Below are 26,176 nucleotides of genomic sequence, written 5' to 3'. Positions count from 1 at the left end.
AGCCGGTGTTTGCGCGCCGGAGTGACTGGTGACACACTAATAGCAGACCGATCGGTCAGTAAATGCGGTCGGAAACCCCACGTCGCCCCTGTGCCGGAGGACGGATGACACTCACCGAGACCCCCACCGAGCGTGACCTCGAGGCCGGGTTCGAGGCCACGGTCGCGCGCAACGAGCGGATCGAGCCGCGCGACTGGATGCCGGAGGGCTATCGCAAGACCCTCGTGCGCCAGATCGCCCAGCACGCCCACAGCGAGATCATCGGGATGCAGCCCGAGGGCAACTGGATCGGCCGCGCGCCCAGCCTGCGGCGCAAGGCCATCCTGCTCGCCAAGGTTCAGGACGAGGCCGGTCACGGGCTCTACCTCTACTCGGCGGCCGAGACCCTCGGCGTCTCCCGCCTCGAGCTCACCGAGCTGCTGATCGCGGGCAAGCAGAAGTACTCCTCGATCTTCAACTACCCGACGCTGTCGTACGCCGACGTCGGCACGATCGGCTGGCTCGTCGACGGCGCCGCCATCTGCAACCAGGTGCCGCTCTGCCGCACCTCCTACGGGCCCTACGGCCGCGCGATGATCCGCGTCTGCAAGGAGGAGTCCTTCCACCAGCGTCAGGGTTACGAGCTGCTCGCCACGATGATGCGCGGCACCGAGGAGCAGCGCGCGATGGTGCAGGAGTCGGTCGACCGGTTCTGGTGGCCGGCGCTGATGATGTTCGGCCCGCCCGACGACGCGTCGCCCAACACCGCCCAGTCGATGGCGTGGGGCATCAAGCGCCACACCAACGACGAGCTGCGGCAGAAGTTCGTCGACATGTCCGTGCCGCAGGCCGATGCGCTCGGCGTCACCCTCCCCGACCCGGAGCTGCGCTGGAACGAGGAGCGCGGCCACCACGACTTCGGCCAGCCCGACTGGGACGAGTTCATGGAGGGCGTGAAGGGCAACGGTCCCTGCAACGCCCAGCGGATGGCCCACCGCCGCCGCGCCCACGAGGAGGGCGCATGGGTGCGCGAGGCCGCGACCGCGTACGCCGCCCGCCAGCGGGAGGTGACCGCATGAGCGAGCTCTCCGCCGAGGGCGGCCACGGCGCCGTACCCCTGAAGGACGTGCCGACGGGGCAGGGCGTCACGCCGCCCGAGCCGGAGTGGCCGCTCTACGAGGTCTTCGTCCGCGGCAAGCGCGGGCTCAACCACGTCCACGTCGGGTCGCTCCACGCCGCCGACGACCGGATGGCCCTGCTCCACGCACGCGACGTCTACACGCGTCGCAACGAGGGTGTGAGCATCTGGGTGGTGCGGGCCGACGCGATCACCGCCTCGAGCCCCGACGAGAAGGACCCGATGTTCGCCCCGAGCGGCGACAAGGTCTACCGCCACCCGACCTTCTACGACATCCCCGACAACGTCCCTCATATGTGAACACCCCACGACGTTCTTCTTCCCCCGCTGCGCTCCTCCAGAACAACGCCGCGGGGACCCCGTTCCCACCGAAGATCGGCGGACACAGCTGATGGCTGACCACGTACACACCTCTGCAGAGGACGAGCACGACAGCGCCTACTCCGGCCTGCTCGTCAACGACGCCCACTGGGCCTTCGGCACCGACTTCGAGGACCCGCTCGCGGGCGTCGACACGACGATCCCGGAGGGCGTCGACGCGCCGACCCTGGCGGCGTACGCCCTGATGCTGGGCGACGACGCGCTCGTGATGTCGCACCGGATCTCGGAGTGGACGAGCAACGCGCCCGACCTCGAGGACGACATCGCGCTGTCCAACATCGCGCTCGACCTGCTCGGCCAGGCACGCCTGCTGCTCGCCCGCGCCGCGAAGGCGGACGAGTCGGTCGTGCCGGTGCTGCCCGAGGGCTCGCCGGCGCCGCCGGAGGACGCGATCGCGTACTTCCGTGAGGCCCACCAGTTCCGCAACGTCCGCCTCACCGAGCTCGTCAACGGCGACTTCGCCGACGCGGTCGTGCGGGTGCTGCTGTTCTCGGTCTGGCGGCTCGCGACCTTCGAGCGCCTCCGCGCCAGCCGCGACCACGTGCTCGCCGCCGTCGCGACCAAGGGCGTCAAGGAGCTGGCCTACCACCGCGACTACTCGGCGCGGTGGTTCGTCACCCTCGCCCAGGGCACCGACGAGTCCCGCCGACGACTGCTCGCCGCGCTCGACGCGCTCTGGCCGCTGTGGCCCGAGCTGTTCGACACCCACCCCGTCGAGGCGGCCGCCGCAGGGGCGGGCGTCGGCATCGACCCCTCCGCTGTCCGCGAGGCCGCCGAGGGCGTGCTCGACCAGGTGCTCGAGGCGGCTGACGTGCCGCGGCCCGAGGCGCCCCGCCGTGCCGGGGTGCTGGGCCGCACCGGCCGCGACGGGATGCACGGCGAGGCGCTCGGGCGGCTGCTCGCCGAGATGCAGTCCGTGGCCCGCTCGCACCCGATGGGTCAGTGGTGAGTGGAGTGAATCTCGATACGCCCACTCGTTCCTCTCGCGCTACTCGATCACCGAGACGGCAGCTGCATCGAGCCCGGACGGTCGCTGAGCGGGTCACCGACCCCGAGCTGCCCATGCTCACCCTGGTCGACCTCGGGGTGCTGCGCGACGTCGACGTGGTCGGCGCCTCCCACGTGGTCGTCGACATCACGCCCACCTACTCCGGCTGCCCGGCGATGGCGACGATGCGCGACGACCTGGTGCGCGAGCTGCAGGGGGCGGGCTTCGACCGCGTCGAGGTGCGCGTGAGCCTCGACCCCGCCTGGACGACCGACTGGATCACCCCGCAGGGCCGCGCCGCGCTCGCCGCAGCCGGCATCTCTCCTCCCGGACCGGCGCCCTCGACGACCGGACCGATCCCGTTGACCCTCCTGCCGACCGCGCGCCAGGTCCGCTGCCCGCAGTGCGACTCGCCCGCCACCGAGCTGGTCTCGGAGTTCGGCTCGACGGCCTGCAAGGCGCAGTACCGCTGTGTCGACTGTCGCGAGCCCTTCGACCACGTGAAGGAGATCTGATCGCATGGCTCCCAGTCCCAGCCCGACCTTCCACCGGCTGACGGTGCGCGACGTCGAGCCCCTGACCGACGACTCCGCCGCCGTCACCTTCGACGTGCCCGACGACCTGCGTGAGCTGTACGCCTTCGAGCCGGGGGAGTCGCTGACGCTGCGCCGCGTCGTCGACGGCGTTGAGCACCGCCGCTCCTACTCCATCTGTGCGCCCGCCGGCGGGGCGCCGCGGATCGGCGTCCGCGAGATCCCCGGCGGGATGTTCTCGTCGTGGCTCATCCGCGAGGTCGGTCCGGGGGAGCCCGTCGAGGTCGCCCCACCCACCGGCAGCTTCCGCGCCGACCCGGCGAGCCCGGGCCGCCACCTCTGCATCGCCGCCGGCTCCGGCATCACGCCGATGGTCTCGATCGCGGCCTCCGTGCTCGCCAACCCGGCCAGCACCGTCACGCTGCTCTACGGCAACCGCGAGACGACCTCGGTGATGTTCGCCGAGGAGCTCAGCGACCTGAAGAACCTCCACGGGCCCCGTTTCGACCTCGTCCACGTGCTGTCCCGCGAGCCCCGCGACGTCGAGCTGTTCTCCGGCCGCCTCGACGCCGACCGGCTCCGGCGCCTGCTGCCGCTGAAGGTGCACCTCGCCTCGATCGACCACGTCTGGCTCTGCGGGCCGCACGGCCTCATCGAGGACGCCCGTACCGTCCTCGCCGAGCTCGGCGTGCCGAAGGAGAAGGTGCACTTCGAGCTGTTCTACGTCGACGAGCCGCCGCCGGAGCTTCGTCACGCCGACCGGGTGGTCGAGGGCGTGACCAGCGACGTGACGGTCGTGCTCGACGGGCGTACGACGACCACGCCGATGCCGCGCGACGCGACCGTGCTCGACTCGGCCCAGGCGGTGCGCAGCGACCTGCCGTTCGCCTGCAAGGGCGGCGTCTGCGGCACCTGCCGGGCCAAGGTCGTCGACGGCGAGGTGGAGATGGTGCGCAACTACGCCCTCGAGCCCGAGGAGGTCGAGCAGCAGTTCGTGCTGACCTGCCAGACCTTCCCGGTCAGTGACGCCGTCACCGTCGACTTCGATGCCTGACGCCGCACCGCCCGACGCGACGTTCGAGCAGGCCCGCGCGATGTGGGCCGCCGACGCCGCCAGCGCCGCGCTCGGGATGCGGCTCGTCGAGATCGGCCCGGGGGAGGCGCGGGTGTCGATGGTCGTGCGACCCGACATGGTCAACGGCCACGACCTGTGCCACGGCGGCCTGATCGCGAGCCTCGCCGACTCGGCGTTCGCGCTCGCCTGCAACTCCCGCGGCCCCGTGACCGTCGCGGCCGGCTTCGAGGTCGACTTCCTCGAGCCCGCGCGGCGCGGTCAGGTGCTCGACGCCCACGCGCGCGAGGTGGCCCTGCGCGGCCGCAGCGGCCTGTACGACGTCACCGTGCGGGTCGAGGGCACCGTGGTGGCCGAGTTCCGCGGCCGCAGCCGCTCGCTGGCTCCGCGCACCTGACCGGACCGTCCGGAGGGCACTTCCCGCGCTCGTCGATGAGCCCTACCGTGGGACGGGTCCGCGTGCCTGGAGGTCGGTCATGAAGGTCTGGTGGTTGCTGTCCTCGCTGGTGGCACTCGTGCTCGCCGTGCCGCTCGTCCTGGCGCCGGGGCCGGCGTCCTCCGGCGCCGGGCGAGCGTCGTCCGCGCCCACGACGCCGGTGCTCGTCGCCGTGCGGGCGGCCCACCGGGACGGGGTCGACCGCGTCGTCTTCGAGTTCAGGGGCGGCCTGCCCGCGAACCGTCAGGTCGGCTACGTCGACCGGCTGTTCGCCGACGGCTCCGGTCGCCGCGTCCGCGTCGCCGGTCAGGCCCTGCTCCGGGTGCGCTTCGAACGCGCCCAGGCGCACACAGACGACGGCTCGCCGACCGCGGCGCCGCGCCGCGTCGCGTACGCCCTGCCCAACGTGATGACCGCCGTGCGGGCGGGCGACTTCGAGGCCGTGACGACGTACGGCCTGGGCCTGGCGAAGCGCACGCCCGTCCGGGTCACGACGCTGCAGGCGCCGCCGCGGGTGGTCGTCGAGGTCGGCGCCGGATTCGCCACCGTGCAGCGCAAGGTGTGGTTCCTCGACCGGGACCGGTTCGTCGACAACCAGGAGCCGTTCTTCGTCGCCGTCCGCCGCCCGGTGGTTCCCGGCGCACCCGCCACCGGGCTGATGGACCGCCTCTTCGCCGGTCCGCTGGCGGGGGAGCGGGCGCGCGGCCTGCGCCTGTTGCGCTCCGGCGCCACCGGGTACGACGACCTCACGGTCGCGGGCGGCACGGCCGACCTGCGGCTCACGGGCCGCTGCCGCAGCGGCGGCGCCACCGTGAGCATCGCCGGCGAGGTGCTGCCGACCCTCAAGCAGCTGCCGACCGTCGACCGCGTCGTGCTGCGCGACGCGGCCGGGAGCACGCTCGACCCCGACGGGCCGGGCGACTCGACCCCCGCCTGCCTCGAGCCCTGAGCCGACGGGCCGTCAGGCTCGGTGTCGCACCAGGCCGTCGAAGGCGAGCGTGGTGATGGTGTCGGCCAGCGCGTCGACGTCGCTGCCGTCGCGGAGCCACTCCGTCATCGAGTTGACCATCCCGAACAGCAACCGGCTGGCGAGCAGCGGGTCGATGTCGGCGCGGATGGCGCCGGTGTCGGCGGCCTCCCGCACCATCTCGGCCAGCCGGTGGTCGATGTCGCGCCGACGGGCGAGCGCGTTCTGCTCCGCGGGGGTGTTGCCCCGCACCCGCAGCAGCAGGGTGACGGCGGGCAGGTGCTCGGCCAGCACGACGACGCTGCTGCGCACGGCGGCGCGCAGCCGCTCCTCGGGCGTGTGGGACAGGTCGGCGTGCACGGTGTCGAGAGCGGCCGTGAGCTCGTCGAGCGCCTCGTCCAGCGCCCGCTCGAGCAGGTGCTCCTTGCTCGGCACGTGGTGGTAGATCGCCGACTTCGTCAGCCCGAGCTCGCGAGCCAGGTCGCCCATGCTCGCGGCGTCGTAGCCTTGCCGGTTGAAGAGCTCGATCGCGACGCGCAGGACCGTCTGCTGGTCGTGGCCGGGCCGGCCCCGTCGTACGGGCTCTGACATGGATGAACGTTCTCACGACCCACCACGCGCGACCGGAGGACCACACCGTGATCGACCTGACTCCCCAGCCCGGCGACCTGGACCCGATCGAGACCGCCCCGGTCGAGGAGCTGCGCGCGCTGCAGCTCGAACGGCTCCAGCGGTCCGTGCGGCACGCCTACGACCACGTCGCGCACTACCGCCGCGCCTTCGACGAGGCCGGCGTGGCACCCGACGACGTACGGTCGCTGGAGGACCTGGCGAGGCTGCCGTTCACCAGCAAGGCGACGCTGCGCGACAACTACCCCTTCGGCATGTTCGCCGTCCCGCGCGAGGACGTCGTACGCCTGCACGCCTCCAGCGGGACGACCGGCAAGCCGACCGTCGTCGGCTACACGCGCGACGACCTCGACATGTGGGCCGACGTCGTGGCGAGGTCGATCCGGGCGGCGGGCGGGCGGCGCGGGATGGTGCTGCACAACGCCTACGGCTACGGGCTCTTCACCGGCGGTCTGGGCGCGCACGCCGGGGCCGAGCGGCTCGGGTGCACGGTCGTGCCCGTCTCGGGCGGCATGACGCAGCGCCAGGTGCAGCTGATCTTGGACTTCGAGCCCGAGATCATCATGGTGACGCCGTCCTACATGCTCTCGATCCTCGACGAGCTCGAGGCGCAAGGCGTCGACCCACGCTCGACGTCGCTGAAGGTCGGCATCTTCGGCGCCGAGCCGTGGACCAACGACATGCGCCGCGAGATGGAGGAGCGCACCGACATGCACGCGGTCGACATCTACGGCCTGTCCGAGGTGATCGGCCCCGGCGTGGCGAGCGAGTGTGTCGAGACCAAGGACGGCCTGCACGTGTGGGAGGACCACTTCTACCCCGAGGTCATCGACCCGGTGACCGGCGAGGTGCTGCCCGACGGCGAGGAGGGCGAGCTGGTCTTCACCACCCTCACCAAGCAGGCGATGCCGGTGATCCGCTACCGCACCCGCGACCTGACCCGGCTGCTGCCCGGCACCGCGCGCAGCATGCGCCGGATGGAGAAGATCACCGGTCGCACCGACGACATGATCATCCTGCGCGGGGTCAACCTCTTCCCGACGCAGATCGAGGAGATCGTGCTCGGCATCCCGACCCTGTCCCCGCACTTCCAGTGCCACCTCGACCGCAGCGGCAACCTCGACACGCTGACGGTCCGCGTCGAGCGACGCGACGCCACGACCGACGCGGAGGCCGCCGCCGCGCAGACCGAGCTGGCGCACCGGATCAAGGCGTCCATCGGCGTCAGTGTCGGGGTCGACGTCGTCGACGTGGCCTCGATCGAGCGCTCGGTCGGCAAGATGCGGCGGATCGTCGACCACCGCGCGGCGCGCTGACCGGGGATATTTACCGGCAACGGGCCGTCGGGGGCTACAGTGGAGGCAGCGTTCCAGACGCCGTGCCGCTGTGATCACCCCCGATCCGCCGGACACCGCGCACCTGGCGCCCGCTCCACACCTCCACGCCGTGCGTGCAGGCAGAGCCGACACGGGCTCGCCTGGTCCACGACGCGTACCCCAGTCCGGGAGGACCACCTTGGCCCAGCGCCAGCGTCAACGCGGCAGCCGCCGCACCCCTGCGCACGCCCGCCACAAGGACAACGAGGGCATCGTGCCCGTCCTGGCGCGCGCCGTCCGCGAGCTCGAGTCGGCCGTCCAGCGTGGCCCGCTCGCCCCCGGACAGCGGGTGCGCTTCCAGGTGGTCGCGCTGCTGGTGCGCGAGCACCGCACCGACGTCCGCGCCTCGGCAGAGCTCACCGACGCCCAGAAGGCCGACGAGCTCAAGCGCCTCGACGGCATCGCGACGATCCTCGCCAAGACCGCGACCCGCGACCCCTCGCTGTTCGGCCTGCTCTCCGAGGAGTCCGTCGTCACCGACTCCGCCCGCGACCTGCGCCTGGAGATGCTGCGCAAGGCGGGCGTCGAGGTCGCGCCCGAGGAGCCGAAGCCCGACGACGAGGCCGGCCCGGGGCTCGGTGAGCGCCGCGTCGTGCCGCAGTCGGTCCTCCAGCACCAGCTGGCCAACCCCTTCCTCGTGCCCGACTTCGGCATCGGCCGCGAGCGCCGCAGCGTCCACGGCCGGCTGTCGTCGTGGGAGCTGCTCGGCCCCCTGTTCCGCTCCTTCGAGCTCGGCGGCTCCTCCTCGTGCATGGACCTGCCGGAGGCCACCTCGCTCAACGCCCCCGGCAAGCTCGAGCTGATGCCGCACCAGGCGCGCATGATCGCCGCCGCGGCTGAGGGGCACCGCACCTTCCTCCTGGCCGACGAGCCCGGCCTCGGCAAGACCGCGCAGGCGCTGCTCGCCGCGCAGGCCGCCGACGCCTACCCGCTGCTCGTGGTGTGCCCCAACGTCGTCAAGACCAACTGGGCCCGCGAGACCGAGCGCTGGACGCCCCGCCGCCGCGCCACCGTGATCCACGGTGACGGCGGCCAGGTCGACGCCTTCGCCGACGTCATCATCGTCAACTACGAGATCCTGGACCGGCACGCCGGCTGGCTGGGCTCGTTCGGCTTCCGCAGCATGGTGGTCGACGAGGCCCACTTCATCAAGAACAAGACGTCACAGCGCTCGCGTCACGTGCTCGAGCTCTCCGAGCGGCTCCGCGCCCGGACCGCCCGCCCGCTGCTGATGGCGCTGACCGGCACCCCGCTGATCAACGACATCGAGGACTTCCGCGCGATCTGGCAGTTCCTCGGCTGGGTCGACGACACCAAGCCGCTGGCGCGGCTGATGGAGTCGCTGGAGGAGACCGACCTGACTCCCGCGGACCACGCGTTCTACCCCGCGGCGCGCAAGGCCGTCATCGACATGGGCATCGTGCGGCGTCGCAAGGTCGACGTCGCCGAGGACATCCCGGCCCGCCGCATCGCCGACATCCCGGTCGAGCTCGACGACGAGGACACCCGCTCGATCCGGGCGGCCGAGGAGGACCTCGCCCGGCGACTGGTCCAGCGCTACCGGGCCGCGCTGGAGACCCGTCGTACGGGCTCCGTCGTCGACGGGATCGACCACGAGCTCGTCCGCCGCGTCGCGACGTGGGAGCGCGAGGAGATGGACCAGGGCACGGGCGGCGAGAACGTCTTCTCGATGTTCCGCCGGATCGGGCGCGCCAAGGCCGGCCTCTCCGCCGACTACGCCGCCCAGCTCGCGCGCAACGTCGGCAAGGTGGTGTTCTTCGCCCGCCACGTCGACGTCATGGACATCGCGGAGGAGACCTTCACCCGCCGCGGCCTCAAGCACACCTCGATCCGCGGCGACCAGACCCCGCGCGCCCGCGAGCGGGCCATCGAGTCGTTCGTCAACGACCCCGAGGTCCAGGTCATCGTCTGCTCGCTGGCCGCCGCCGGCGTCGGCGTCAACCTGCAGGTCGCGTCCAACGTCGTGCTCTCGGAGCTGTCGTGGACCGACGCCGAGCAGACCCAGGCGATCGATCGCGTGCACCGCATCGGCCAGAGCGACCCGGTGACCGCGTGGCGCATCATCGCCGCGCAGACCATCGACACCCGCATCGCCGAGCTGATCGACTCCAAGGCCGGCCTGGCCGCCCGCGCGCTCGACGGCTCCGACGAGGCAGTCGGGTCCTCGGCCAACATCCAGACCGAGGCCCTGGTCGCCCTGCTCACCGACGCGCTGGAGCGCGAGCTCGGCTGACAGGACGCTCGGCCCTTGTCCGGGCCGGTCTGCTCCGGTAGGCCTGTAGGCATGAGCGAGGAACGCGAGACCTATCTCGACATGTCCATCGACGACGAGGACCAGCTCCAGCCGGGTGACACGCTGGACGACGGCGACCTCGAGGACGTGCTCGACCGGGGCTACTCGCCGCCCGACCGGGCGCCGAAGGGCTACGAGGACTACCCGACCGAGGCCGAGCGCCGGCAGGGGGAGTCCCTCGACGAGAAGCTCGCCGAGGAGGAGCCCGACGTCGACCCCTACGCCGAGGACGACCGCGACGACGACCGCGAGGACGAGAACGCCCTCGACGAGCAGCTCGGCCTCGACGAGGCCGACGAGCGGACCGGCCGACTGGTCGCGCCCGACTCCGGGATGGGGGAGGACGTCGACAAGCAGGAGCTCGCCCACGACGTCGGCATCGACGGCGCCGGCGCCTCCGCCGAGGAGGCGGCCATGCACATCACCCGCGAGCCCGAGCCGCCGGAGGACGACGACTACTGAGCGACGACACCGTCTCCTTCCGGCTCTGGCCGCCGGTCGCGATCGGCGTACCCCTCCTTGCCGGGCTCCTCGCCACGGCGACGTGGGGGGACCCCGTCGAGCTCGGCGGCTGGCGGGTGCCGCTGGGCTGGGCGCTGCTGGCGGCCTTCGCCGTCTGGAACGGCTGGTCGCTGTGGCTCTTCGCCCGCCACGAGACGGGGCTGCTGCCCGGCGGGGCGACGATGTCGCTCATCGAGGAGGGGCCCTACCGGCTCTCCCGCAACCCGCTGTACGTCGGCCTGCTGGCGCTGCACCTCGCCATCGCCCTCCTCGTGCCGAGCCTCTGGGCCGTCGTGGCGCTGCCGGTCTCCTGGCTCCTGGTCTGGTGGGGCGCCGTCCGCCCGGAGGAGCGGTTTCTCCGCGAGCGCTTCGGCGAGGAGTACGACGCCTACACCCGCCGGGTGCGCCGCTGGCTGTGAGTCGGGCCCGGGCCGCGCTCGCTGCCCCTCCTCGTCAGGTGGCGAGGGTGGGGAAGGTCCACGCTCCGCTGAGGATCTCGGGGCGCGGGCGGTACAGGCGCACCAGGTAGTTCCAGCCGTCGGTGATCGGCAGCGAGTTGCGTGCCGGGTCGCCGTCGCCGCCGAAGCGGACCGTGACGCTGCCGTCGTCGTTGCGAGCGGCGGTGATGCTGTTGACGCTGTAGGCGTCGCGCTCGTTGGGCTCGAAGTAGCCCTCGGCGTTGTAGACCGAGATCGACCAGAACCCGTCGACCGGCACGTCGGTACCGACGGTGAGCTCGTACTCGTCGACGGGCAGGCCGGGCGAGACCCCGACGTACGTGGCCTCGGCGTCGGGCAGACCGCCCCAGCCGGCGGCAGAGCCGATCACGTGGTGCACCGGGTCGACGTCCTGCGACCGCCCGAAGCTCGACTCGAAGGACGTCATGTCGGCGGCCAGGCCCAGGAGGGCCTGGCGGGTGCGGTCCAGGCTCGCGGTGTCGTAGTCCGGCGGGGTGAAGGCCCGGTCGGTTGCGACGTCGAGGAGGAGCCGGTCCTGCAGGGAGGCGACCGCTGCCAGGTCGTCCGGGTCCTGCGGGTCGACCAACGTACGGGCAGCGAGCACCACGTAGGTGCTGCCCAGGTCCTCGGCCGTGAGCTCGTACGTGCCGGGGTCGTGGAAGACCCGGTTGATGTGGTGGTCCTCGTTGACCGCCATCACCGACAGGTAGCGGTCCCCGGCGTCCGGCACGGTGAGCGTCGCCCCGGCGGCGACGTCGACCACCGCGAAGCTGTAGAGCGTGTCGCGGTTCATCCGGATGACGGTCTGCTTGTCGACCGCCGCGGGTGCACGGTTGTGCGCGAACCTGTTGACGCCGCCGGCATCGCGCTGCAGGTCGGCCATCATCCGGTGGGTCTCCGCCCGGGCGAAGTTGTCGACGTTCACGTGGGTCGCAGTCACGTCGCGATCCTCGGCGAACCGGTCCGGCGCAGGCTCACCCAGCACAGGTGAGGCCGGCCCTCTGTCGTCTACGCGGCGCCGTCGATGAGCAGCTCCGCCACGGAGTCGGGGCTGGGCATCTGGCTGATGACGTCCCCCAGGCGGCGTGCCGCGGCCCGCTCTGGCGCCTCGTCCTCCGCCAGGGCGGCGACGGCGACGCCGACAGAGCCCGGCGGTGCACCCGGTGGGATGGTGCGTCCGGCGCCTTCGGCGGTGATGTGGTCGGCGTTCCAGAACTGGTCGGCCCCTTGCGGGACGACGACCTGCGGCAGCCCCTGGCCGAGCGCTCCGATGATCGTGCCGGTCCCGCCGTGGTGGACGACTACGTCCACGTGCGGCAGGAGCTGAACCTGGGGGACCTCCTGCTCGACGTGCACCGTCGCCGGCACGTCGCCCAGGTCGCCGGGGCGTGTCCCCGGGCCCGTCGCCACGAGCGCCTCACAGCCGGTGGCGGCGACCTCGAGCGCCATCGTGCGGAGCAGCTCCAGGTTGCCGAAGACCGTCCCCATGGTGACGTACACCCGCGGGGCGCGCCGCGGCTCGAGCAGCCACGGCGGGAGGTGACCCTCCGGGGACCAGGGCGTCGGTCGCATCGCGACCGTGGGAAAGGGTGGGGTGGCCTCGAGGTCGGCGAGGAAGGGTGGGTGCGGGTCGATGAGGGCCTCGGCCAGGGCGTCGGGAGAGGGTGCCTCGACCAGCGCCGCCACGGCCTCGTAGTTCTCCGACCACTGCCGGCCCCATCCGACGATGGCCTGGCAGACGGCCCGGATACCGGTCCTGTGGGCGGCGATGGCTGCACCGACGTTGGTCTGCTCGAAGACGACGAGGTCCGGTCGCTCACGCTGGAGCACCGCGGTCATGACGTCCGTGACGTGCGGCGCGCAGAGCTCGACGAAGAGCGTCCGGCCGAGGCTTCGGTCCGACCTCACCCCAGTACCCTCCATGCGCCGGGCAAGCTCGGAGATGGCGTCGGCGAAGGCCCACGACTTCTCGGCTCCGACGACGGTCCGGAAGGGCAGCCGACGTCCGAGCTCCTCGCCGGTGGCGAAGACCACCGTCGCCCCCGCACGCTCGAGGGCGAGGGCGAGGGGCACCAGCGGATAGACGTGGCCGAACGCGGGCAGCGCGGCCACGACGACCTTCATGGCGTCACCGGGTGTGGGCCAAGGCAGCACGTCCGCCTCATCCTCCGACCATAGGACGGCAGCGGAGCCGGGTCATCACCAACGTGGGGCGCTCACCCGTGCCGGGGGAGGCCTCCCGCGGTCGCTGCGGCGTAGGTTCCGAGGCCGTCGGCTCGGGCGCGCCCTGTGGAAGGAAGCCATGACCCCTGATAGCCACGCACGCACGATGCTCCCGATCCCGGACCGTCCCGCCCACGGACTGACGACGTACGACGCCAAGGACCCGGACACCCGGTACCCGCCCATCGAGCCGCTGACGCCCCCCGCCGGTGCGCCCAACGTCCTGGTGGTCCTGCTCGACGACGTGGGCTTCGGCGCCAGCAGCACGTTCGGCGGCCCGTGCCTCACCCCCACGGCGGACCAGCTGGCCGAAGGTGGCTTGCGCTACAACCGGTTCCACACCACGGCACTGTGCGCACCGACTCGCCAGGCGTTGTTGACCGGTCGCAACCATCACTCGGTCGGCATGGGAAGCATCACCGAGACGGCCACCTCCGCACCGGGGAACAGCTCCGTACGCCCGAACACCAAGGCGCCGCTGGCGATGACCCTGAAGCTGAACGGGTACTCCACCGCCCAGTTCGGCAAGTGCCACGAGGTGCCGGTGTGGCAGACCTCCCCGATGGGACCCTTCGACGCGTGGCCGTCCGGCGGCGGCGGGTTCGAGGCGTTCTACGGGTTCATCGGCGGGGAGAACAACCAGTGGGAGCCCGCGCTCTACGACGGCACCACGCCGGTCGAGCCGCCGGCGACCGAGGAGGAGGGCTACCACCTGACCGAGGACCTGGCGGACCGGGCCGTGAGCTGGATGCGCCAGCAGAAGGCCTTGATGCCGGAGAAGCCGTTCTTCGTCTACTTCGCGCCGGGCGCGACCCATGCGCCCCACCACGTGCCCAGCGAGTGGATCGAGAAGTACGCCGGTCAGTTCGACGACGGATGGGACGTGCAACGCGAGCGGACCTTCGCCCGCCAGAAGGAGCTCGGCGTGATCCCCGCGGACGCGGAGCTGACCGCGCGGCACGACGAGATCCCCGCCTGGGACGACATGCCCGACGAGCTGAAACCGGTGCTGGCGCGCCAGATGGAGGTCTACGCCGGCTTCCTCGAGCACACCGACCACCACGTCGGACGGTTGATCGAGGCCCTGATCGACCTCGAGGTCATCGAGGACACGATCATCTACTACATCATCGGCGACAACGGGGCGTCCGCCGAGGGCACCGCCAACGGCGCGTTCAACGAGATGGCCAACTTCAACGGCATGGCCGCGCTCGAGACGCCGGAGTTCATGGTGAGCAAGATGGACGAGTTCGGCTCGCCCAGCTCCTACAACCACTACTCCGTGGGATGGGCGTGGGCGATGAACGCCCCGCTGCAGTGGACCAAGCAGGTGGCGTCGCACTGGGGCGGCACCCGCAACGGCACCATCGTCCACTGGCCGAACGGGATCGAGGACCCCGGAGGTCTTCGGTCGCAGTTCACCCACGTCATCGACCTGGCGCCCACCATCCTGGAGGCCGCCGGTCTGCCCGAGCCGACCATGGTCAACGGCGTCCAGCAGTCGCCCATGGAGGGCACGAGCATGCTCTACACCTTCAGCGACGCCGACGCCGTTGAACGGCACGACCTGCAGTACTTCGAGATGTTCGCCAACCGCGGCATCTACCACCAGGGCTGGAGCGCGGTCACCAAGCACCGCACCCCGTGGGTCATGGACGGCCGCCCGCTCCCAGCGTTCGACGATGACGTGTGGGAGCTCTACGACGGCAGCACCGACTTCAGCCAGGCGCGTGACCTGGCGGACGAGCACCCCGACAAGCTCCGACAGCTGCAGCGGTTGTGGCTCATCGAGGCCACCAAGTACAACGTGCTGCCCATGGACGACCGCACCGCGGAACGACTCGAACCGACGATGGCTGGGCGGCCGACCCTGATCCGGGGGCGCTCACAGCTGTTCTTCCCCGGCATGGGCCGGCTGTCCGAGAACAGCGTGGTCAGCATCAAGAACAAGTCGTTCTCGATCACCGCGGAGGTCGACGTCCCACCGAGCGGGGCGAACGGCGTGATCATCGCCCAAGGGGGTCGGTTCGGCGGCTGGGCGGTCTACGTCCACGACGCCCGACTGACGTTCGTGTACAACGTTCTCGGCATCCAGTCGTTCACCACGCGAGCCGACGTGCCCGTTCCGGAGGGCCGCCACCAGCTGCGCATGGAGTTCGACTACGACGGCGGCGGGCTGGCGAAGGGCGGTGACGTCACCCTCTTCTGTGACGGCGACGACGTGGGGACGGGCCGCGTCGACCGGACCCAGCCGATGATCTTCTCCGCAGACGAGACCACCGACATCGGCTACGAGTCCGGCACCACAGTCACTGCCGACTACAGCGCCCGCGACTCCCGGTTCACCGGCAAGCTGCACTGGGTCCAGCTCGACCTCGGCACGGACGACCACGACCACTTCATCGATCCCACGGAACGCCTGCGCGTGGCGCTGTCGCGTCAGTAGACGAGGTCCTGACCCGCTCGACCGGTCGGATCCGAGGTCAACAACGGCTCAGAGCCGCCGCGTGGTGACGCAGTTGGTCCCGTGGGGCGTCTCCTGCCGCTCGGCCTCTTCGAATCCGACCTTCGCCAGCACTCGACGAGAGGCGATGTTCCAGTCCCAGACGGTGGCCCAGAGCCGCTGGTACCCAGCGGTTGTCGCCCAGCGCAGGACCGCCCATGACGCCTCGGTGGCGTATCCCTGTCCCCAGGACCGGCGCAGGAACTCGAAGGCCAGCTCCGGCTCCTGCAACCCGCGTCCACTGTCCACGAGGCCGCAGTAGCCGACGGCGGCACCCACACCCTTCGGCTCGACGGCCAGCAGCCCGAGCGATGACCCCGTGGCGGATCGGATCGCCTCTTCGAAGTCCATGACAGCAGGGAGCCCCTCCGCGTCGATGCGCCGGTGCGGCGGCACTCGCGGATCTCGTTCGGCCCACATCTCACGCTGGATGGGGGCCTCGGACACCCGCCACGGCCTGAGCAACAGCCGGTCCGTCTCGAGCACGGGCTCGGGGCCTCGGTCCGATCCACCTGCCATGAGGGCACTCTTCCACGCGCGAACGCACGCACACGCCGCTGGTGGTTCGCGGATCTCCTGATGAGCGCCACTTGGTGGTTTCGAGTTCGCCGACCTCCAGCCCGACGACCTCGGACTCCGCGATCACGTCGGCGGTGGCCCGGCGGTCGGCGATGGTCCTGCCGTTGGGGACGATCTGCCGTACCTGGAGCGCCGACCGCAGACTCGTCGCGATGATTGGTTCTCTGCACGGCAGAACCGATCTGGTTCATGGTGCGTATGTACGGGCGAGACTGATCACACGTGTGGAACGGGGCGTTGATGGCCGGGCGAGAGCAGGAGTTCGATGAGTTCGCGTACGCAGCCTGGCCGAAGCTCCACCGCTCGGCGTACCTGCTCACGGGGGACCATCACCTCGCCGAGGACCTCGCGCAGACGGCGTTGGAGCGCACGTACGCCAAGTGGCGCACGGTCCGGAGCGGCGATGCCCTGGCTTACTGCCGACGGGTTCTGGTCAATCTCAATGTGGACCGCATCCGACGTCGCCGGTTCTTCGAGATTGGGGGCGGGGCCTTGGGTCATGCCGACCCCGGAGCGGCCGACCCCAGGCCTGACGACCGTGACCAGATCGTCCGGCTCCTGGCGCAGCTGACGGAGCGGGAACGCCGCGTGGTCGTGCTTCGGCACTACTACGACCTGTCGGAAGCGAACGTCGCGCGCGAGCTCGGCATCGCTCCCGGCACTGTGAAGAGCACCTTGGCGCGCGCCCTCGCCAAGTTGCGCGTCTGCGGGGACACGCCCGTCGAAGAGGAGATGTACCGATGAACCAGACCACGCTGGAGCTCTTCGCAGAAGAGCTGAAGGGCGATCCTGAGGCCCGCTTGGATCCTCGTCGTCTGGCTGAGGCGAAGAGTCGCGGAGTCCGACGCCGGCGCACGCGTGCGGCGCTCGTCGCGGTGGTGGCAACGATCGTGGTGGGCGGTTCCGCAACCTTGCTCGTGCCAGGACTCGATGGCGGCGGCAGCGACCGCGACACTGTTGCGCGCGACGTCGCCGCTCGTCCCACCGGCCTCAGCGAGCTCCAGGAGCGGGTGCTCCGTGACGTGCCGGGGGCCGAGCGGATATCCGCGTGGCAGGTCGCCATCCCCGAACCGCTCGGAGCAGTGGACGGGATGGAGATCCCGGGCGATGAGTTCGAGGTGCAGGGCGAGGCGTTCACCACCGGCGTCCCCAGCTACACAGGAGTGACGATGTACGACCGCCCGGCCTTTCCCGGCTGGCTGTACGACGGAGTCCTCGCGATCGAGACGGCCGCCGGTGACGAGGATGGACAGCCGGTCGGCTCCACGGACATGGGGATCGCGGTGGTCAATGGCACGCTCGAGGTTGCCTGCGTGTCCTTCCAGGGCGCCGACTGCGTGCCTGCGGTGATCCGCAACGAGGACGGTCAGCGGCATTACGAGTGGGGATTCGGCACCGACGACTTCCTCGATCCGGGCACGGGCCTGGAGGTGTTCGCCGGCGACGCCGGGTCCGAGGACGCGCCATCCCTGGCCGTGGCGGGTCTGCCCGACGACTCGGTCACCCGAGTCGAGTTCGTCAACACGGCCGGCACGATCGTCGAGGGGACGGTCGACCACACGATGGCACCGGGGTCGAGCATCGTGTGGGCGGGCATCCCCGGGGCCTTGGCACGAGTGGTCACCTACGACTCCCGGGGTGCAGTGATCGATGACCACTCCCTGCGCGACTGCGCGGGCGGCGTCGACTGCGAAGTTCGCTAGGAGCGGAGGCCCGGACACGTGCATCCGCGCAGCCGATGGGCGGCGTCAGACCGACGTGCTGCTCAGCGAGCGGGGTCGATCAGCGTCATGCCGGCCGCGGTCGTCCGGTCGAAGGAGGGCAGGAGCGCCGCGGCCTCGTCGAGCCCGATGGTGCGCCGGACCAGCTGATCGGGCCGGAGGAGGCCTTGCTCGACGAGGGCGAGCATGTCCGGGTAGTCGACCGCTGCCATCCCGTGGCTGCCCAGGAGGTCGAGCTCCCAGCCGATCACCCGATCCATCGGCACCCGCGGGTGACCGTCGACCGGCGGGAGCAGGCCCACCTGCACGTGGCGACCGCGGCGACGCAGGCTGAGGATCGCGTCGGCGCAGGTCTGCTCGCTGCCCACGGCGTCCACCGCGACGTGGCTCCCGCCTCCCGTGAGCTCGGCCACGGCGGCCGGGACGTCCGGGCCGTCGGCGAGCAGGACGTGGTCCGCGCCGAGGTCGGCGGCCAGGGCGAGCGCCTGCGGGTTGCGATCCACCGCGATCACCCGACATCCCAGGGCGCGCGCGATCATCACGGTGCTGAGTCCTACGCCGCCGGCGCCGAGCACGGTCACCGACTCGCCTTCGGTGACGCGTGCCCGTCCGACGAGGGCGCGGTACGCCGTGGCGAACCGGCAGCCGAGGCTGGCGGCGGTCGCGAAGTCGATCGACTCGGGAAGGCCGATCAGGTTGGTGTCAGCGGCGTGCAGGGCGACGTGCTCGGCGAAGGAGCCCCAGTGGGTGAAGCCCGGCTGCTGCTGGTCGGGGCACACCTGGGCGTTCCCGGCCAGGCACCACTCGCAGCGACCGCACCCGCACACGAACGGGACGGTCACGCGGTCGCCGACCGCCCACCGGCCGACGCCGGCGCCGACCTCCACGACCACGCCGGCCAGCTCGTGACCCGGCACGTGCGGGAACGCGATCTCGTCGTGTCCCGCCCACGCGTGCCAGTCACTCCGGCACAAGCCGGTGGCCATCACGCGGACCACCACGCCGCCGGCCGGACACGTCGGATCGGCGACCTCGCGGACCTCGGGTCGTCCCCGGACCGCATCGACGACCATGGCGCGCATCCGGGCATCCTGTCAGCCGACCGTCGAGTCGGGCACCTCACCTGCCGGGAGCCACAGCTCGCCGAGCGGACGGCCGCCGGCTCGCCCGATCGCCGCGACAAGAGGTTCGGCCCAGAGGTGCTCGAGGAGTGCCACGGCGGCAACACCACCCGGGGGGACCGCGTCTGCCAACGACCAGGCCTCGTCGAGCGAGATGTCCCCATCGGACTCCCCACCTCCGCCGAGGACCTCTGCCGCGATCCGCCCCAGGTCCGGATCGCTGCCAGCGGGCGGGTCGAGGACCTCGAAGGTCCCGTCGTCGCCACGCTCGACAAGCAGGACGTCGACCAACCGCACGACACCGCGCTCGCGGAGCCCGGCGAGCTCGGCCAGCACCTCGCCCGAGAACGACGGCGCCTCGAACCCGATCACCAGGACCTGGACCGGCCCGGTCACCGCTCGACCCGCTGCCGCAGCTCGTCGAACTCCTCCTGCGTCAGCACACCGGTGTCGAGCAGGTGCTGCAACGCCTCGACCGGGTCCCGGGTGGGCCGGGCCGGCGGCTGCACGGCTGGAGGCGGGACCGGCGGACGCGGCGGGTGCGCCGCGGCGTACGCCTGCGCCGGGGTGAAGCGGCCCCCGTAGTAGGGCACGCTTCCTGTCATCCCGGTCATCCGGATCTGTCGCGGCACGAGTACGACCACGGGCCGATCATGCCGCAGGGGAGGGTCCTTCCTCTACGGCTGACTCCGGGACGAAGCCGGCTACTGCTCGAGCGCCCGCAGGGCTCGGCCCTGCGAGCCGAAGAGCTGCCCCGTCGTCCGCGCCAGCTCGACGACGTCGGCGTCGCGCAGGCTCGTGAGCTGGTGGGGGTCGCGGTCCAGGTCGTAGAGCTCCCACTCCGCGGAGTCGTGGTGCTCGATGTAGGCGGTCGAGCCCTCGCGGAGCATCGACCAGTCGAGGTTCGTGTTCTCGACCAGCAACCGTCGTCGCCAGCCGGACCAGTCGCCGGACCTGAGCGGCTCGAGCATCGAGCGGCCGTCGAGGTCGCGGCCCGCGTCGGGGTCGAGGCCGGCCACGTCGAGGGTGGTGGGCATCAGGTCGACCTGTGAGACCAGTGCGTCCACGGTGCGCGGCTCCACGCCTGGACCGCGGACGGCGAACGGGATGCCCGCCGCCTCCTCGTAGGGCTGCGACTTGTGGAGCAGCCGGTGCTCGCCGAGCAGGTAGCCGTTGTCGGAGACGAAGAAGATCCAGGTCCGCCGCAGCTGGCCGCTGCGCTTCAGGACGTCCAGCACGCTCGCGATCTGGTCGTCGACGTCCTGCAGCTCCTCGAGCTTGCCCTCGTAGATCTTCCGCATGCGTTCACGGTCCTGCGGGGGGAGGTCCTGCAACCACGTCGGCTTGTCGCTCATGTCGGCCTCGTTGGACGCCGGTGGGGCCCAGGACACCCCGTCGAAGTCGTCGGCGTGCTCCTGGCTCGGTGTGTACGGGCCGTGCGGGGCCGTCGGCGCGAACACCGCGAACCACGGCCCGGTGTCCTGGTGGCGGCGGATGAAGCGCCGTAACCGCTTCGCGGCGAACCGGTCGAACGCTCGCTGGGAGGCGACCTTCCGGATGCTGCCGTCGACGTTGACCCGCGGGTCGTCGATCATGCCGTCGAGCAGCGCGACCCAACGGTCCCAGCCGGGGGCGACGTACGACGGTTGCTGGGCGAGCCCGTTCATGTACTTGCCGAAGTAGCCGGTGTCGTAGCCGGCTGCCTGGATCCGCGTCGCCACGGTGTCCCGGTCGTGTCCCTGGGCCACGAACGGCTGGTGGGTCATGTTGCTGCTGCACCCGTGGTTGTGGGGGTATCGACTGGTGAGGATCGAGGCGCGCGCCGGACCGCACAGCGGCATCGCGCTGTAGCCCCGGGGGAAGTGCACGCCCTTGCGGACGAGCCGTCGCCACGTCCGGTCCATCGACCTCAGCGTCGAGCGCATCTGGTCGTCCGTGATGATCCACAACACGTTGTCGGCCATGCTCTGCACCCTACGCACGGCCGGTGACGGGGCTGTGTCCCGACGGGGGGCTAGGCCATCCGGCGCAGCAGCCCGACCGGCACCCGCTTGACCACGAACCCGAGGGGCACCCAGGGCCAGGCGGGGACCACGGCCGACTTCTTCTGCTTCTCGATGGCCTCGACCATGGCGCGCACGCCCTTCTCGGTCGACGCCATGAGGGGCGTCCTCGCAGACGTCCCGGACATCTCCGAGACGATGTAGCCGGGGTAGAGCACGGTCACCTTGATCGGCGTGCCGTGGACGTCGGCGCGGAATCCCTCGGCGAGGTGGGCGACCGCGGCCTTGGTCGCGGCGTACGTCGTGATGTTCCTCGGCATGCCGCGGAGCGCGGAGAACGACGAGACCATCACCAGGTGCCCCGAGCCCTGCGCGCGGAAGATCGCGGCGGCCGCCTCGGTCTGGGCGAGCGCCCCGATGAAGTTGGTCTCGGCGGTCTGCTTGTTGGCGTCGAAGCGCCCGGTGCCGAGCGGCTGACCCTTGCCGAGCCCGGCGTTGACGACGACGCGGTCGAGGCCACCGAGCTCGTCGCGGAACTCGTCGAACACCCGGAAGACGGCGTCGTTGTCGGTGACGTCGAGCGCCTTGACGACGACGCGGCGGTCAGGGTGGGCGGTGGTGATCTCGGCGGCGAGCTCGGAGAGGCGGTCCGTGCGACGCGCGCAGAGGGCGAGGTCGTGGCCCCGCGCGGCGAGCTGGCGGGCCATCTCGGCCCCGAGCCCGCTGCTGGCGCCGGTGATGAGGGTCGTCGACATGGGGAGTCCTAGCGGTAGGTGATCAGGTCGGGGGAGAGGTGGTCGGCCGCGTTGAAAGTGACCAGCGTGGTGCCCCGGGAGCCGCGCACGATCGTCGAGGTGCCGGTGTTGATCGACACCGGGTTGAGCCGGAGCCACAGGTCGGTGCGGGCGCAGTCGGTGTCGGCGAGCAGCGACGCGGCGGCCCAGGCCACGGGCCCGCCGCTGGTGAGCACCACGGCCGTGCCGCTGCGGGGCAGCGCGTCCGCGAGCCGCGAGAGCGCAGCGCCGACGCGGGTGGTGAAGGCGGCGAAGGACTCGTCGTACGACTCGTCGTGCTCGCCTGACGTCCAGCGCTGCGTCGCCTCCTCGAACCACCGCTGGAAGGCGGCCTTCTCCGACTCGCCCTCCGCCGTCGTGGGCTGGTCGTGGACGGCGAGCACCTGCAGGTGGTCGAACTCGTTCCAGCCGGCGTCGACCTCGACGTCCCTCGCCCAGCCGGCGCCGGCGAGGACTCCGGCTGCGGTCTGGGCGTGCCGTCGCATCTCGCCGGCGACCAGCAGGTCGGGCACGACTCCGCGAGCCGCCAGCGCTGCGCCCAGCACCCGCGACTGCTCCTGGCCGGTGGGGGAGAGGTCGTCGTAGTCGGCGGCGCCGAACGAGGCCTGTCCGTGCCGCGCCAGCAGGATGCGACTCACGTGGCAAGCCCGTCGAGCCGACGGCCGATGATCTGCACGGCCGGCCCGAAGAGGGCGTACATCTCGTTGGTCGTCTGGCTGTGGAAGTACCGGTAGTAGATCTGCTGGGCGATCACGGCCATCCGGAACAGCCCGAACACCTCGTAGAACCGCCACTGCTCGGGCGTGACCGACCGGCCGGTGCGCTCGGCGTACGCCGCCACGAACTCGTCGCGGGTCAGCATGCCGGGCAGGTGCGTCGGCACCCGCCGCATCATCTGGAACTCCTCGGTGTCGTCGGCCTGCACCCAGTAGGCCATCGAGCCGGCGAGGTCCATCAGCGGGTCGCCGAGGGTCGCCATCTCCCAGTCGAGCACCCCCACGACCCGGGTCACGTCGTCCTCGGCGACGACGAGGTTGTCGAGCTTGAAGTCGTTGTGGATCACGCAGGTGGCCACGTCGTCGGGCTGGTGCGCGTCGAGCCATGCCATCACCGACTCGAGGGCGGGAACGTCCTCGGTCCGGGCGTTGCGGTAGCGGGTCGACCAGCCGTCGACCTGGCGCCGGACGTAGCCGTGCCCCTTGCCGAGGTCGGCGAGCCCGGCGGCCGCCGGATCGATGCCGTGCAGCTCGGCCAGCACGTCGACTGCATGCAGGCACAGCTCGCGCGCCTGCTCGGCCGACAGCGGCACGTCGGCGGGCCACTCGCTGCGGGGGATCACGCCGGGGATGCGGTCCATGGCGTAGAAGTCGCCGCCGATGACCTCGGCGTCGTCGCAGAAGGCGACCATTGACGCGACGTGGTCGAAGACGGGCGCGAGCGCCGACTGGATGACGTACTCGCGGTGCATGTCGTGCGCACCCCGCGCCTTCGTGCCGGCCGGCGCGCGCCGCACGATGAGGTCGCGACCGGAGGGGTAGCGCAGCAGGTAGGTGAGGTTGGAGGCGCCACCGGTGAACTGCCGGACCTCGGGCTCGCCGTCGAGCCCGTCGGGGGTGGAGGCGTGGGAGCGGAGCCACGCCGCAACCCGTGCGACGTCGAACGCGTCCTCCTCGCGCACCGCGCGCGCGCCCGGGACGGCGGTCACGCCTCGGCCCCCGCGTCGAGCTTCGCCGCCTGGTCGCGCATCACGGCGTCGTACGCCGGTCGGTCGGCCCACTTGAGGAAGTAGGCCTGGCGCGCCGCCTCGTCGGGGACGATGACGTCCTCACCGGCGTCCATGCCGGCCAGCACGGCCGCGGCGATGTCGTCGGCCGTGACCTGCGAGCGCTCGACGAGCCCGCTGACCACGCGGCCCACCGCCTCGTCGCTGCCCTGCATCGAGTCCATCAGGTTGGTGCGGAAGTAGGAGGGGCAGACCACGCTCGCCCGGATGCCGTACGACGCCAGCTCGTGGCCGCAGGTCTCGGTGAACGCCACGACCGCGGCCTTCACGGCGTTGTAGGAGCCCATCCCGCCCGGGTGGACGAGACCGGCGAGCGAGGCGACGTTGACCAGGTGACCGGCGCGCTGCTCCTTGAGCATCGGGACGAACGCCTTCGTGCCGCGGACCAGCCCGAACAGGTTGATGTCGGTGATCCACTGCCACTCCTCGAGCGTGCAGCGGTCGACGCGGCCGCCGCCGGCGACGCCGGCGTTGTTGACGAGCACGTCGAGACCGCCCCAGCGCTCGCGGACGGTGTCGACCGCCGTCGCCCAGTCGTCGTCGGAGGTGATGTCGAGGACGAGGTCGATGCCACCCTCGACGGACGACACGTCGACGCGGTCGGTGGCGAGCACCTCGTCGCCGCGCGAGCGGAACGCTGCGACCAGCGCGGCGCCCAGGCCGGACGCGGCGCCGGTGACCAGCACGCGGGCTCTTTCGGGGTCCCCGCGGCGTTGTTCGGAGGAGCGCAGCGGGGGAGAAGAAGGTCGTGGGGTGTTGTTCATGAGGCGTGCTTCCCGAGCTCGATCTTGGCGATGACGTTGCGGTGCACCTCGTCGGGGCCGTCGGCCAGGCGCAGCGACCGGGCGCCGACCCAGGCGGACGCCAGCGGGAAGTCGTCGCTGAGCCCGCCGCCGCCGTGCAGCTGGATCGCCATGTCGATGACGTCGAGGGCCATGTTGGGCACCTCCACCTTGATCTCGCTGACCGCGGAGTAGGCCTCGCGGCTCATCCCCTGGTCGAGGAGCCAGGCGGCGTGCATGACCAGCAACCGGGAGCGGTTGATCGCGATGCGGGCGTCGGCGATCCGCTCGCGGTTGCCGCCGAGGTTGGCGATCGGCTTGCCGAACGCGGTGCGCGACACCGCGCGGGCGCACGCCAGCTCGAGGGCGCGCTCGGCGAGACCGATGGCGCGCATGCAGTGGTGGACCCGGCCGGGGCCGAGCCGCCCCTGGGCGATCTCGAAGGCGCGGCCCGGGCCGAGCAGGACGTTGGACGCGGGCACCCGCACGTTGTCGAAGGAGACCTCGCCGTGGCCCAGCGGCTCGTCGTAGTAGCCCATCGTGGTGAGCATCCGCTCGACCTTCACGCCCGCCGCGTCGCGCGGCACGAGGACCATGGTGTGGCGCGAGTGCCGGTCGGCCTCGGGGTCGGAGAGACCCATGAAGACGAGCACCTTGCAGTCGGGGTTGCCGACCCCGGTGGACCACCACTTGCGGCCGTTGATGACGATCTCGTCGCCGTCGACCTCCGCGGTGGCGGCCATGTTGGTCGCGTCGGAGGACGCGACCGCAGGCTCGGTCATGCAGAAGGCGCTGCGGATCTCCCCGCGCAGCAGGGGCTCGAGCCACTGCGCGCGCTGCTCGTCGGAGCCGTACTTGAGCAGCACCTCCATGTTGCCGGTGTCGGGCGCGTTGGAGTTGAAGACCAGGGGAGCGAGGAACGAGCGCCCCATCGCCTCGGCGACCGGTGCGTAGTCGACGTTGGTGAGGCCCTCGCCGCCGTCGGTGCCGAAGTCGGCGGCGTACTGACCGGCGTGAGCGGCAGGGAGGAAGAGGTTCCACAGCCCCTGGGCGCGTGCCTTGGCCTGCAGCTCGCCGATGACCGGATCGGGGGTCCAGCTGTCGCCGCCGGACTCCCGCAGCCGGGTGATGCGTCGGTGCGCCTCGACCTCGATCGGCTCGATCTCGTCGGCGACGAACGCGCGCACCCGGTCGCGGAGGTCGGCGGCACGCGGGGAGAGGGAGAAGTCCATGACGTTGACCTTGGCACACTGTTGAGCAATGCTCAACAGCATGTCCGACGCCGACCAGACCGTCTCCGCGGGCGCCCCGGCCGTACGCCGCCGGCTGAGCGCGGACGAGCGACGGCGCCAGCTCGTCGCCATCGGACTGGCCAAGATCGTCGAGACGCCGATCCAGGACCTGGCGATGGACGACATCGCCACGGAGGCCGGCATCTCGCGCGGCCTGCTGTTCCACTACTTCCCCACGAAGACCGACTTCTACCTGGCCTGCATCGCGGCCGCCGGGCGCCGGATGCTGCGCACCACCGCTCCCGACGAGGGCGCGACGGGGGAGGAGCAGGTTGAGACCGTCACCCGGCTGATGATCGAGCAGATCGAGCGCCGGCGCGGGTTCTACCTCGCGCTCGTCCACGGCCACGGAGTCGCCGACCCGCGCGTCAGCGAGGTCATGGACTCGGTCCGCGACGGCAGCACGGAGCGCGTCATGAGCGCGATCGACGTGCCGGAGGCCCGCCGCGACGTCGTACGCGCGTGGTGGGCCTACACAGAGGACCGGGCGCTCACCTGGTCGGCAGTGCCGACCGGCGAACGCCCGGTCCCGTTGTCGCGGCTGGTCGAGGAGTGCGTCGCGGCGCTCCACGCCCTGCTGCGGATCAGCTCGTGATGAGCTC

The 26,176-nt window shown here is 71.4% G+C and carries 28 protein-coding genes; 15 read left to right on the top strand and 13 right to left on the bottom strand.

Annotated features, from left to right (window positions below):
• The first annotated feature begins 104 nt into the window (after positions 1-104).
• The 7 genes from paaA to JOD65_RS18905 all read left to right on the top strand — a co-directional run bounded on the left by paaA (position 105) and on the right by JOD65_RS18905 (position 5,476).
• Entirely contained in the window at positions 105-1,058 is a 954-nt protein-coding gene (gene paaA, locus JOD65_RS18935; RefSeq protein ID WP_191195049.1) for a 1,2-phenylacetyl-CoA epoxidase subunit PaaA, read from the top strand.
• Positions 1,055-1,417, top strand: a complete 363-nt coding sequence (gene paaB, locus JOD65_RS18930) for a 1,2-phenylacetyl-CoA epoxidase subunit PaaB (protein WP_191195050.1) — start codon at positions 1,055-1,057, stop codon at positions 1,415-1,417. Before paaA ends, paaB begins: the two co-directional genes overlap by 4 nt.
• A 91-nt stretch (positions 1,418-1,508) precedes the next feature.
• Positions 1,509-2,447, top strand: a complete 939-nt coding sequence (paaC, locus tag JOD65_RS18925; protein ID WP_191195051.1) for a 1,2-phenylacetyl-CoA epoxidase subunit PaaC — start codon at positions 1,509-1,511, stop codon at positions 2,445-2,447.
• A 5-nt stretch (positions 2,448-2,452) separates the two neighbouring features.
• A complete protein-coding gene (paaD, locus tag JOD65_RS18920) occupies positions 2,453-3,001 on the top strand; it encodes a 1,2-phenylacetyl-CoA epoxidase subunit PaaD (protein ID WP_372440157.1) in 549 nt (182 codons plus the stop codon).
• Between the two features lie 4 nt (positions 3,002-3,005).
• On the top strand, positions 3,006-4,073 hold the full coding sequence (gene paaE / locus JOD65_RS18915; protein ID WP_191195052.1) for a 1,2-phenylacetyl-CoA epoxidase subunit PaaE: 1,068 nt from the start codon (positions 3,006-3,008) through the stop codon (positions 4,071-4,073).
• Positions 4,066-4,488: a hydroxyphenylacetyl-CoA thioesterase PaaI gene (gene paaI, locus JOD65_RS18910; RefSeq protein WP_191195053.1), complete on the top strand. Its 423-nt coding sequence runs from the start codon at positions 4,066-4,068 to the stop codon at positions 4,486-4,488. The genes paaE and paaI overlap by 8 nt, the downstream gene beginning before the upstream one ends.
• 79 nt (positions 4,489-4,567) lie before the next feature.
• Positions 4,568-5,476, top strand: coding sequence for an AMIN-like domain-containing (lipo)protein (locus tag JOD65_RS18905; protein ID WP_191195054.1), 909 nt, complete (start codon positions 4,568-4,570; stop codon positions 5,474-5,476).
• 12 nt (positions 5,477-5,488) lie between these two features.
• Here JOD65_RS18905 and JOD65_RS18900 read toward each other — a convergent pair whose 3' ends face one another.
• On the bottom strand, positions 5,489-6,085 hold the full coding sequence (locus JOD65_RS18900) for a TetR/AcrR family transcriptional regulator (protein ID WP_191195055.1): 597 nt from the start codon (positions 6,083-6,085) through the stop codon (positions 5,489-5,491).
• 47 nt (positions 6,086-6,132) lie between these two features.
• Between JOD65_RS18900 and paaK the strand changes: the two genes are divergently transcribed.
• The 4 genes from paaK (at position 6,133) to JOD65_RS18880 (ending at position 10,734) form a co-directional block, all read left to right on the top strand.
• On the top strand, positions 6,133-7,440 hold the full coding sequence (gene paaK, locus JOD65_RS18895) for a phenylacetate--CoA ligase PaaK (protein ID WP_307821266.1): 1,308 nt from the start codon (positions 6,133-6,135) through the stop codon (positions 7,438-7,440).
• A gap of 199 nt (positions 7,441-7,639) precedes the next feature.
• Positions 7,640-9,754: a DEAD/DEAH box helicase gene (locus tag JOD65_RS18890; RefSeq protein WP_191195057.1), complete on the top strand. Its 2,115-nt coding sequence runs from the start codon at positions 7,640-7,642 to the stop codon at positions 9,752-9,754.
• A gap of 51 nt (positions 9,755-9,805) precedes the next feature.
• Positions 9,806-10,276: a DUF5709 domain-containing protein gene (locus JOD65_RS18885; protein WP_191195058.1), complete on the top strand. Its 471-nt coding sequence runs from the start codon at positions 9,806-9,808 to the stop codon at positions 10,274-10,276.
• A gap of 116 nt (positions 10,277-10,392) precedes the next feature.
• The gene (locus JOD65_RS18880; RefSeq protein WP_191195059.1) at positions 10,393-10,734 is read left to right on the top strand and encodes a methyltransferase family protein; all 342 of its coding nucleotides are present in this window, start codon (positions 10,393-10,395) and stop codon (positions 10,732-10,734) included.
• Between the two features lie 34 nt (positions 10,735-10,768).
• On the opposite strand, the gene JOD65_RS18875 is transcribed toward JOD65_RS18880, so the two are convergent.
• The gene (locus tag JOD65_RS18875) at positions 10,769-11,713 is read right to left on the bottom strand and encodes a DUF1214 domain-containing protein (protein WP_307821265.1); all 945 of its coding nucleotides are present in this window, start codon (positions 11,711-11,713) and stop codon (positions 10,769-10,771) included.
• Positions 11,714-11,781: 68 nt separating this feature from the next.
• Entirely contained in the window at positions 11,782-12,897 is a 1,116-nt protein-coding gene (locus JOD65_RS18870; protein WP_191195060.1) for a glycosyltransferase, read from the bottom strand.
• Between the two features lie 178 nt (positions 12,898-13,075).
• On the opposite strand from JOD65_RS18870, the gene JOD65_RS18865 reads away from it, so the two are divergent.
• Positions 13,076-15,442: an arylsulfatase gene (locus JOD65_RS18865; RefSeq protein ID WP_191195061.1), complete on the top strand. Its 2,367-nt coding sequence runs from the start codon at positions 13,076-13,078 to the stop codon at positions 15,440-15,442.
• Between the two features lie 48 nt (positions 15,443-15,490).
• Here the strand turns inward: JOD65_RS18865 and JOD65_RS18860 are convergent, their stop codons facing one another.
• A complete protein-coding gene (locus JOD65_RS18860) occupies positions 15,491-16,018 on the bottom strand; it encodes a GNAT family N-acetyltransferase (RefSeq protein ID WP_191195062.1) in 528 nt (175 codons plus the stop codon).
• Between the two features lie 300 nt (positions 16,019-16,318).
• Here JOD65_RS18860 and JOD65_RS18855 point away from each other — a divergent pair, with 300 nt between their 5' ends.
• The gene (locus JOD65_RS18855; protein WP_191195063.1) at positions 16,319-16,822 is read left to right on the top strand and encodes a SigE family RNA polymerase sigma factor; all 504 of its coding nucleotides are present in this window, start codon (positions 16,319-16,321) and stop codon (positions 16,820-16,822) included.
• Entirely contained in the window at positions 16,819-17,781 is a 963-nt protein-coding gene (locus tag JOD65_RS18850; protein WP_191195064.1) for a hypothetical protein, read from the top strand. The genes JOD65_RS18855 and JOD65_RS18850 overlap by 4 nt, the downstream gene beginning before the upstream one ends.
• Positions 17,782-17,843: 62 nt before the next feature.
• On the opposite strand, the gene JOD65_RS18845 is transcribed toward JOD65_RS18850, so the two are convergent.
• The 9 genes from JOD65_RS18845 to JOD65_RS18805 form a co-directional block, all read right to left on the bottom strand.
• Positions 17,844-18,881 carry a zinc-binding dehydrogenase gene (locus JOD65_RS18845; RefSeq protein ID WP_191195065.1) on the bottom strand — a complete coding sequence of 346 codons (1,038 nt, stop codon included), beginning with the start codon at positions 18,879-18,881 and terminating at the stop codon, positions 17,844-17,846.
• A gap of 12 nt (positions 18,882-18,893) precedes the next feature.
• Positions 18,894-19,316: a DUF6325 family protein gene (locus JOD65_RS18840; RefSeq protein ID WP_191195066.1), complete on the bottom strand. Its 423-nt coding sequence runs from the start codon at positions 19,314-19,316 to the stop codon at positions 18,894-18,896.
• Positions 19,313-19,564, bottom strand: a complete 252-nt coding sequence (locus JOD65_RS18835; protein WP_191195067.1) for an SHOCT domain-containing protein — start codon at positions 19,562-19,564, stop codon at positions 19,313-19,315. Before JOD65_RS18835 ends, JOD65_RS18840 begins: the two co-directional genes overlap by 4 nt.
• Before the next feature lie 60 nt (positions 19,565-19,624).
• Positions 19,625-20,884, bottom strand: coding sequence for a sulfatase family protein (locus JOD65_RS18830; RefSeq protein WP_191195068.1), 1,260 nt, complete (start codon positions 20,882-20,884; stop codon positions 19,625-19,627).
• 50 nt (positions 20,885-20,934) lie between these two features.
• Positions 20,935-21,678: an SDR family oxidoreductase gene (locus tag JOD65_RS18825; RefSeq protein ID WP_191195069.1), complete on the bottom strand. Its 744-nt coding sequence runs from the start codon at positions 21,676-21,678 to the stop codon at positions 20,935-20,937.
• Positions 21,679-21,686: 8 nt separating this feature from the next.
• Positions 21,687-22,355 carry a histidine phosphatase family protein gene (locus JOD65_RS18820; protein ID WP_191195070.1) on the bottom strand — a complete coding sequence of 223 codons (669 nt, stop codon included), beginning with the start codon at positions 22,353-22,355 and terminating at the stop codon, positions 21,687-21,689.
• Positions 22,352-23,422: a phosphotransferase family protein gene (locus tag JOD65_RS18815; RefSeq protein WP_191195071.1), complete on the bottom strand. Its 1,071-nt coding sequence runs from the start codon at positions 23,420-23,422 to the stop codon at positions 22,352-22,354. Before JOD65_RS18815 ends, JOD65_RS18820 begins: the two co-directional genes overlap by 4 nt.
• On the bottom strand, positions 23,419-24,186 hold the full coding sequence (locus JOD65_RS18810; RefSeq protein ID WP_204811278.1) for an SDR family NAD(P)-dependent oxidoreductase: 768 nt from the start codon (positions 24,184-24,186) through the stop codon (positions 23,419-23,421). The genes JOD65_RS18815 and JOD65_RS18810 overlap by 4 nt, the downstream gene beginning before the upstream one ends.
• A 74-nt stretch (positions 24,187-24,260) precedes the next feature.
• Positions 24,261-25,514 (bottom strand): acyl-CoA dehydrogenase family protein, encoded by a 1,254-nt coding sequence (locus JOD65_RS18805; protein WP_191195073.1) that lies wholly within the window; start codon positions 25,512-25,514, stop codon positions 24,261-24,263.
• Between the two features lie 40 nt (positions 25,515-25,554).
• On the opposite strand from JOD65_RS18805, the gene JOD65_RS18800 reads away from it, so the two are divergent.
• Positions 25,555-26,169 (top strand): TetR/AcrR family transcriptional regulator, encoded by a 615-nt coding sequence (locus JOD65_RS18800; protein WP_204811276.1) that lies wholly within the window; start codon positions 25,555-25,557, stop codon positions 26,167-26,169.
• Positions 26,170-26,176 lie beyond the last annotated feature (7 nt).

Origin of the sequence: Nocardioides cavernae (assembly GCF_016907475.1) — a bacterium.
GTDB lineage: Bacteria > Actinomycetota > Actinomycetes > Propionibacteriales > Nocardioidaceae > Nocardioides > Nocardioides cavernae.
The sequence above is the reverse complement of the archived record's forward strand: the minus strand, read 5'-3'. Positions and strand labels throughout refer to the sequence as shown.

Bases quoted from the DNA above. Each gene is read 5' to 3' on its own strand.
- paaA (WP_191195049.1), top strand. From the start codon at position 105: ATGACACTCACCGAGACCCCCACCGAGCGTGACCTCGAGGCCGGGTTC.
- paaB (WP_191195050.1), top strand. From the start codon at position 1,055: ATGAGCGAGCTCTCCGCCGAGGGCGGCCACGGCGCCGTACCCCTGAAG.
- paaC (WP_191195051.1), top strand. From the start codon at position 1,509: ATGGCTGACCACGTACACACCTCTGCAGAGGACGAGCACGACAGCGCC.
- paaE (WP_191195052.1), top strand. From the start codon at position 3,006: ATGGCTCCCAGTCCCAGCCCGACCTTCCACCGGCTGACGGTGCGCGAC.
- paaI (WP_191195053.1), top strand. From the start codon at position 4,066: ATGCCTGACGCCGCACCGCCCGACGCGACGTTCGAGCAGGCCCGCGCG.
- JOD65_RS18905 (WP_191195054.1), top strand. From the start codon at position 4,568: ATGAAGGTCTGGTGGTTGCTGTCCTCGCTGGTGGCACTCGTGCTCGCC.
- JOD65_RS18900 (WP_191195055.1), bottom strand. From the start codon at position 6,085: ATGTCAGAGCCCGTACGACGGGGCCGGCCCGGCCACGACCAGCAGACG.
- JOD65_RS18885 (WP_191195058.1), top strand. From the start codon at position 9,806: ATGAGCGAGGAACGCGAGACCTATCTCGACATGTCCATCGACGACGAG.
- JOD65_RS18870 (WP_191195060.1), bottom strand. From the start codon at position 12,897: ATGAAGGTCGTCGTGGCCGCGCTGCCCGCGTTCGGCCACGTCTATCCG.
- JOD65_RS18865 (WP_191195061.1), top strand. From the start codon at position 13,076: ATGACCCCTGATAGCCACGCACGCACGATGCTCCCGATCCCGGACCGT.
- JOD65_RS18860 (WP_191195062.1), bottom strand. From the start codon at position 16,018: ATGGCAGGTGGATCGGACCGAGGCCCCGAGCCCGTGCTCGAGACGGAC.
- JOD65_RS18855 (WP_191195063.1), top strand. From the start codon at position 16,319: ATGGCCGGGCGAGAGCAGGAGTTCGATGAGTTCGCGTACGCAGCCTGG.
- JOD65_RS18850 (WP_191195064.1), top strand. From the start codon at position 16,819: ATGAACCAGACCACGCTGGAGCTCTTCGCAGAAGAGCTGAAGGGCGAT.
- JOD65_RS18845 (WP_191195065.1), bottom strand. From the start codon at position 18,881: ATGCGCGCCATGGTCGTCGATGCGGTCCGGGGACGACCCGAGGTCCGC.
- JOD65_RS18830 (WP_191195068.1), bottom strand. From the start codon at position 20,884: ATGGCCGACAACGTGTTGTGGATCATCACGGACGACCAGATGCGCTCG.
- JOD65_RS18825 (WP_191195069.1), bottom strand. From the start codon at position 21,678: ATGTCGACGACCCTCATCACCGGCGCCAGCAGCGGGCTCGGGGCCGAG.
- JOD65_RS18805 (WP_191195073.1), bottom strand. From the start codon at position 25,514: ATGGACTTCTCCCTCTCCCCGCGTGCCGCCGACCTCCGCGACCGGGTG.
- JOD65_RS18800 (WP_204811276.1), top strand. From the start codon at position 25,555: ATGTCCGACGCCGACCAGACCGTCTCCGCGGGCGCCCCGGCCGTACGC.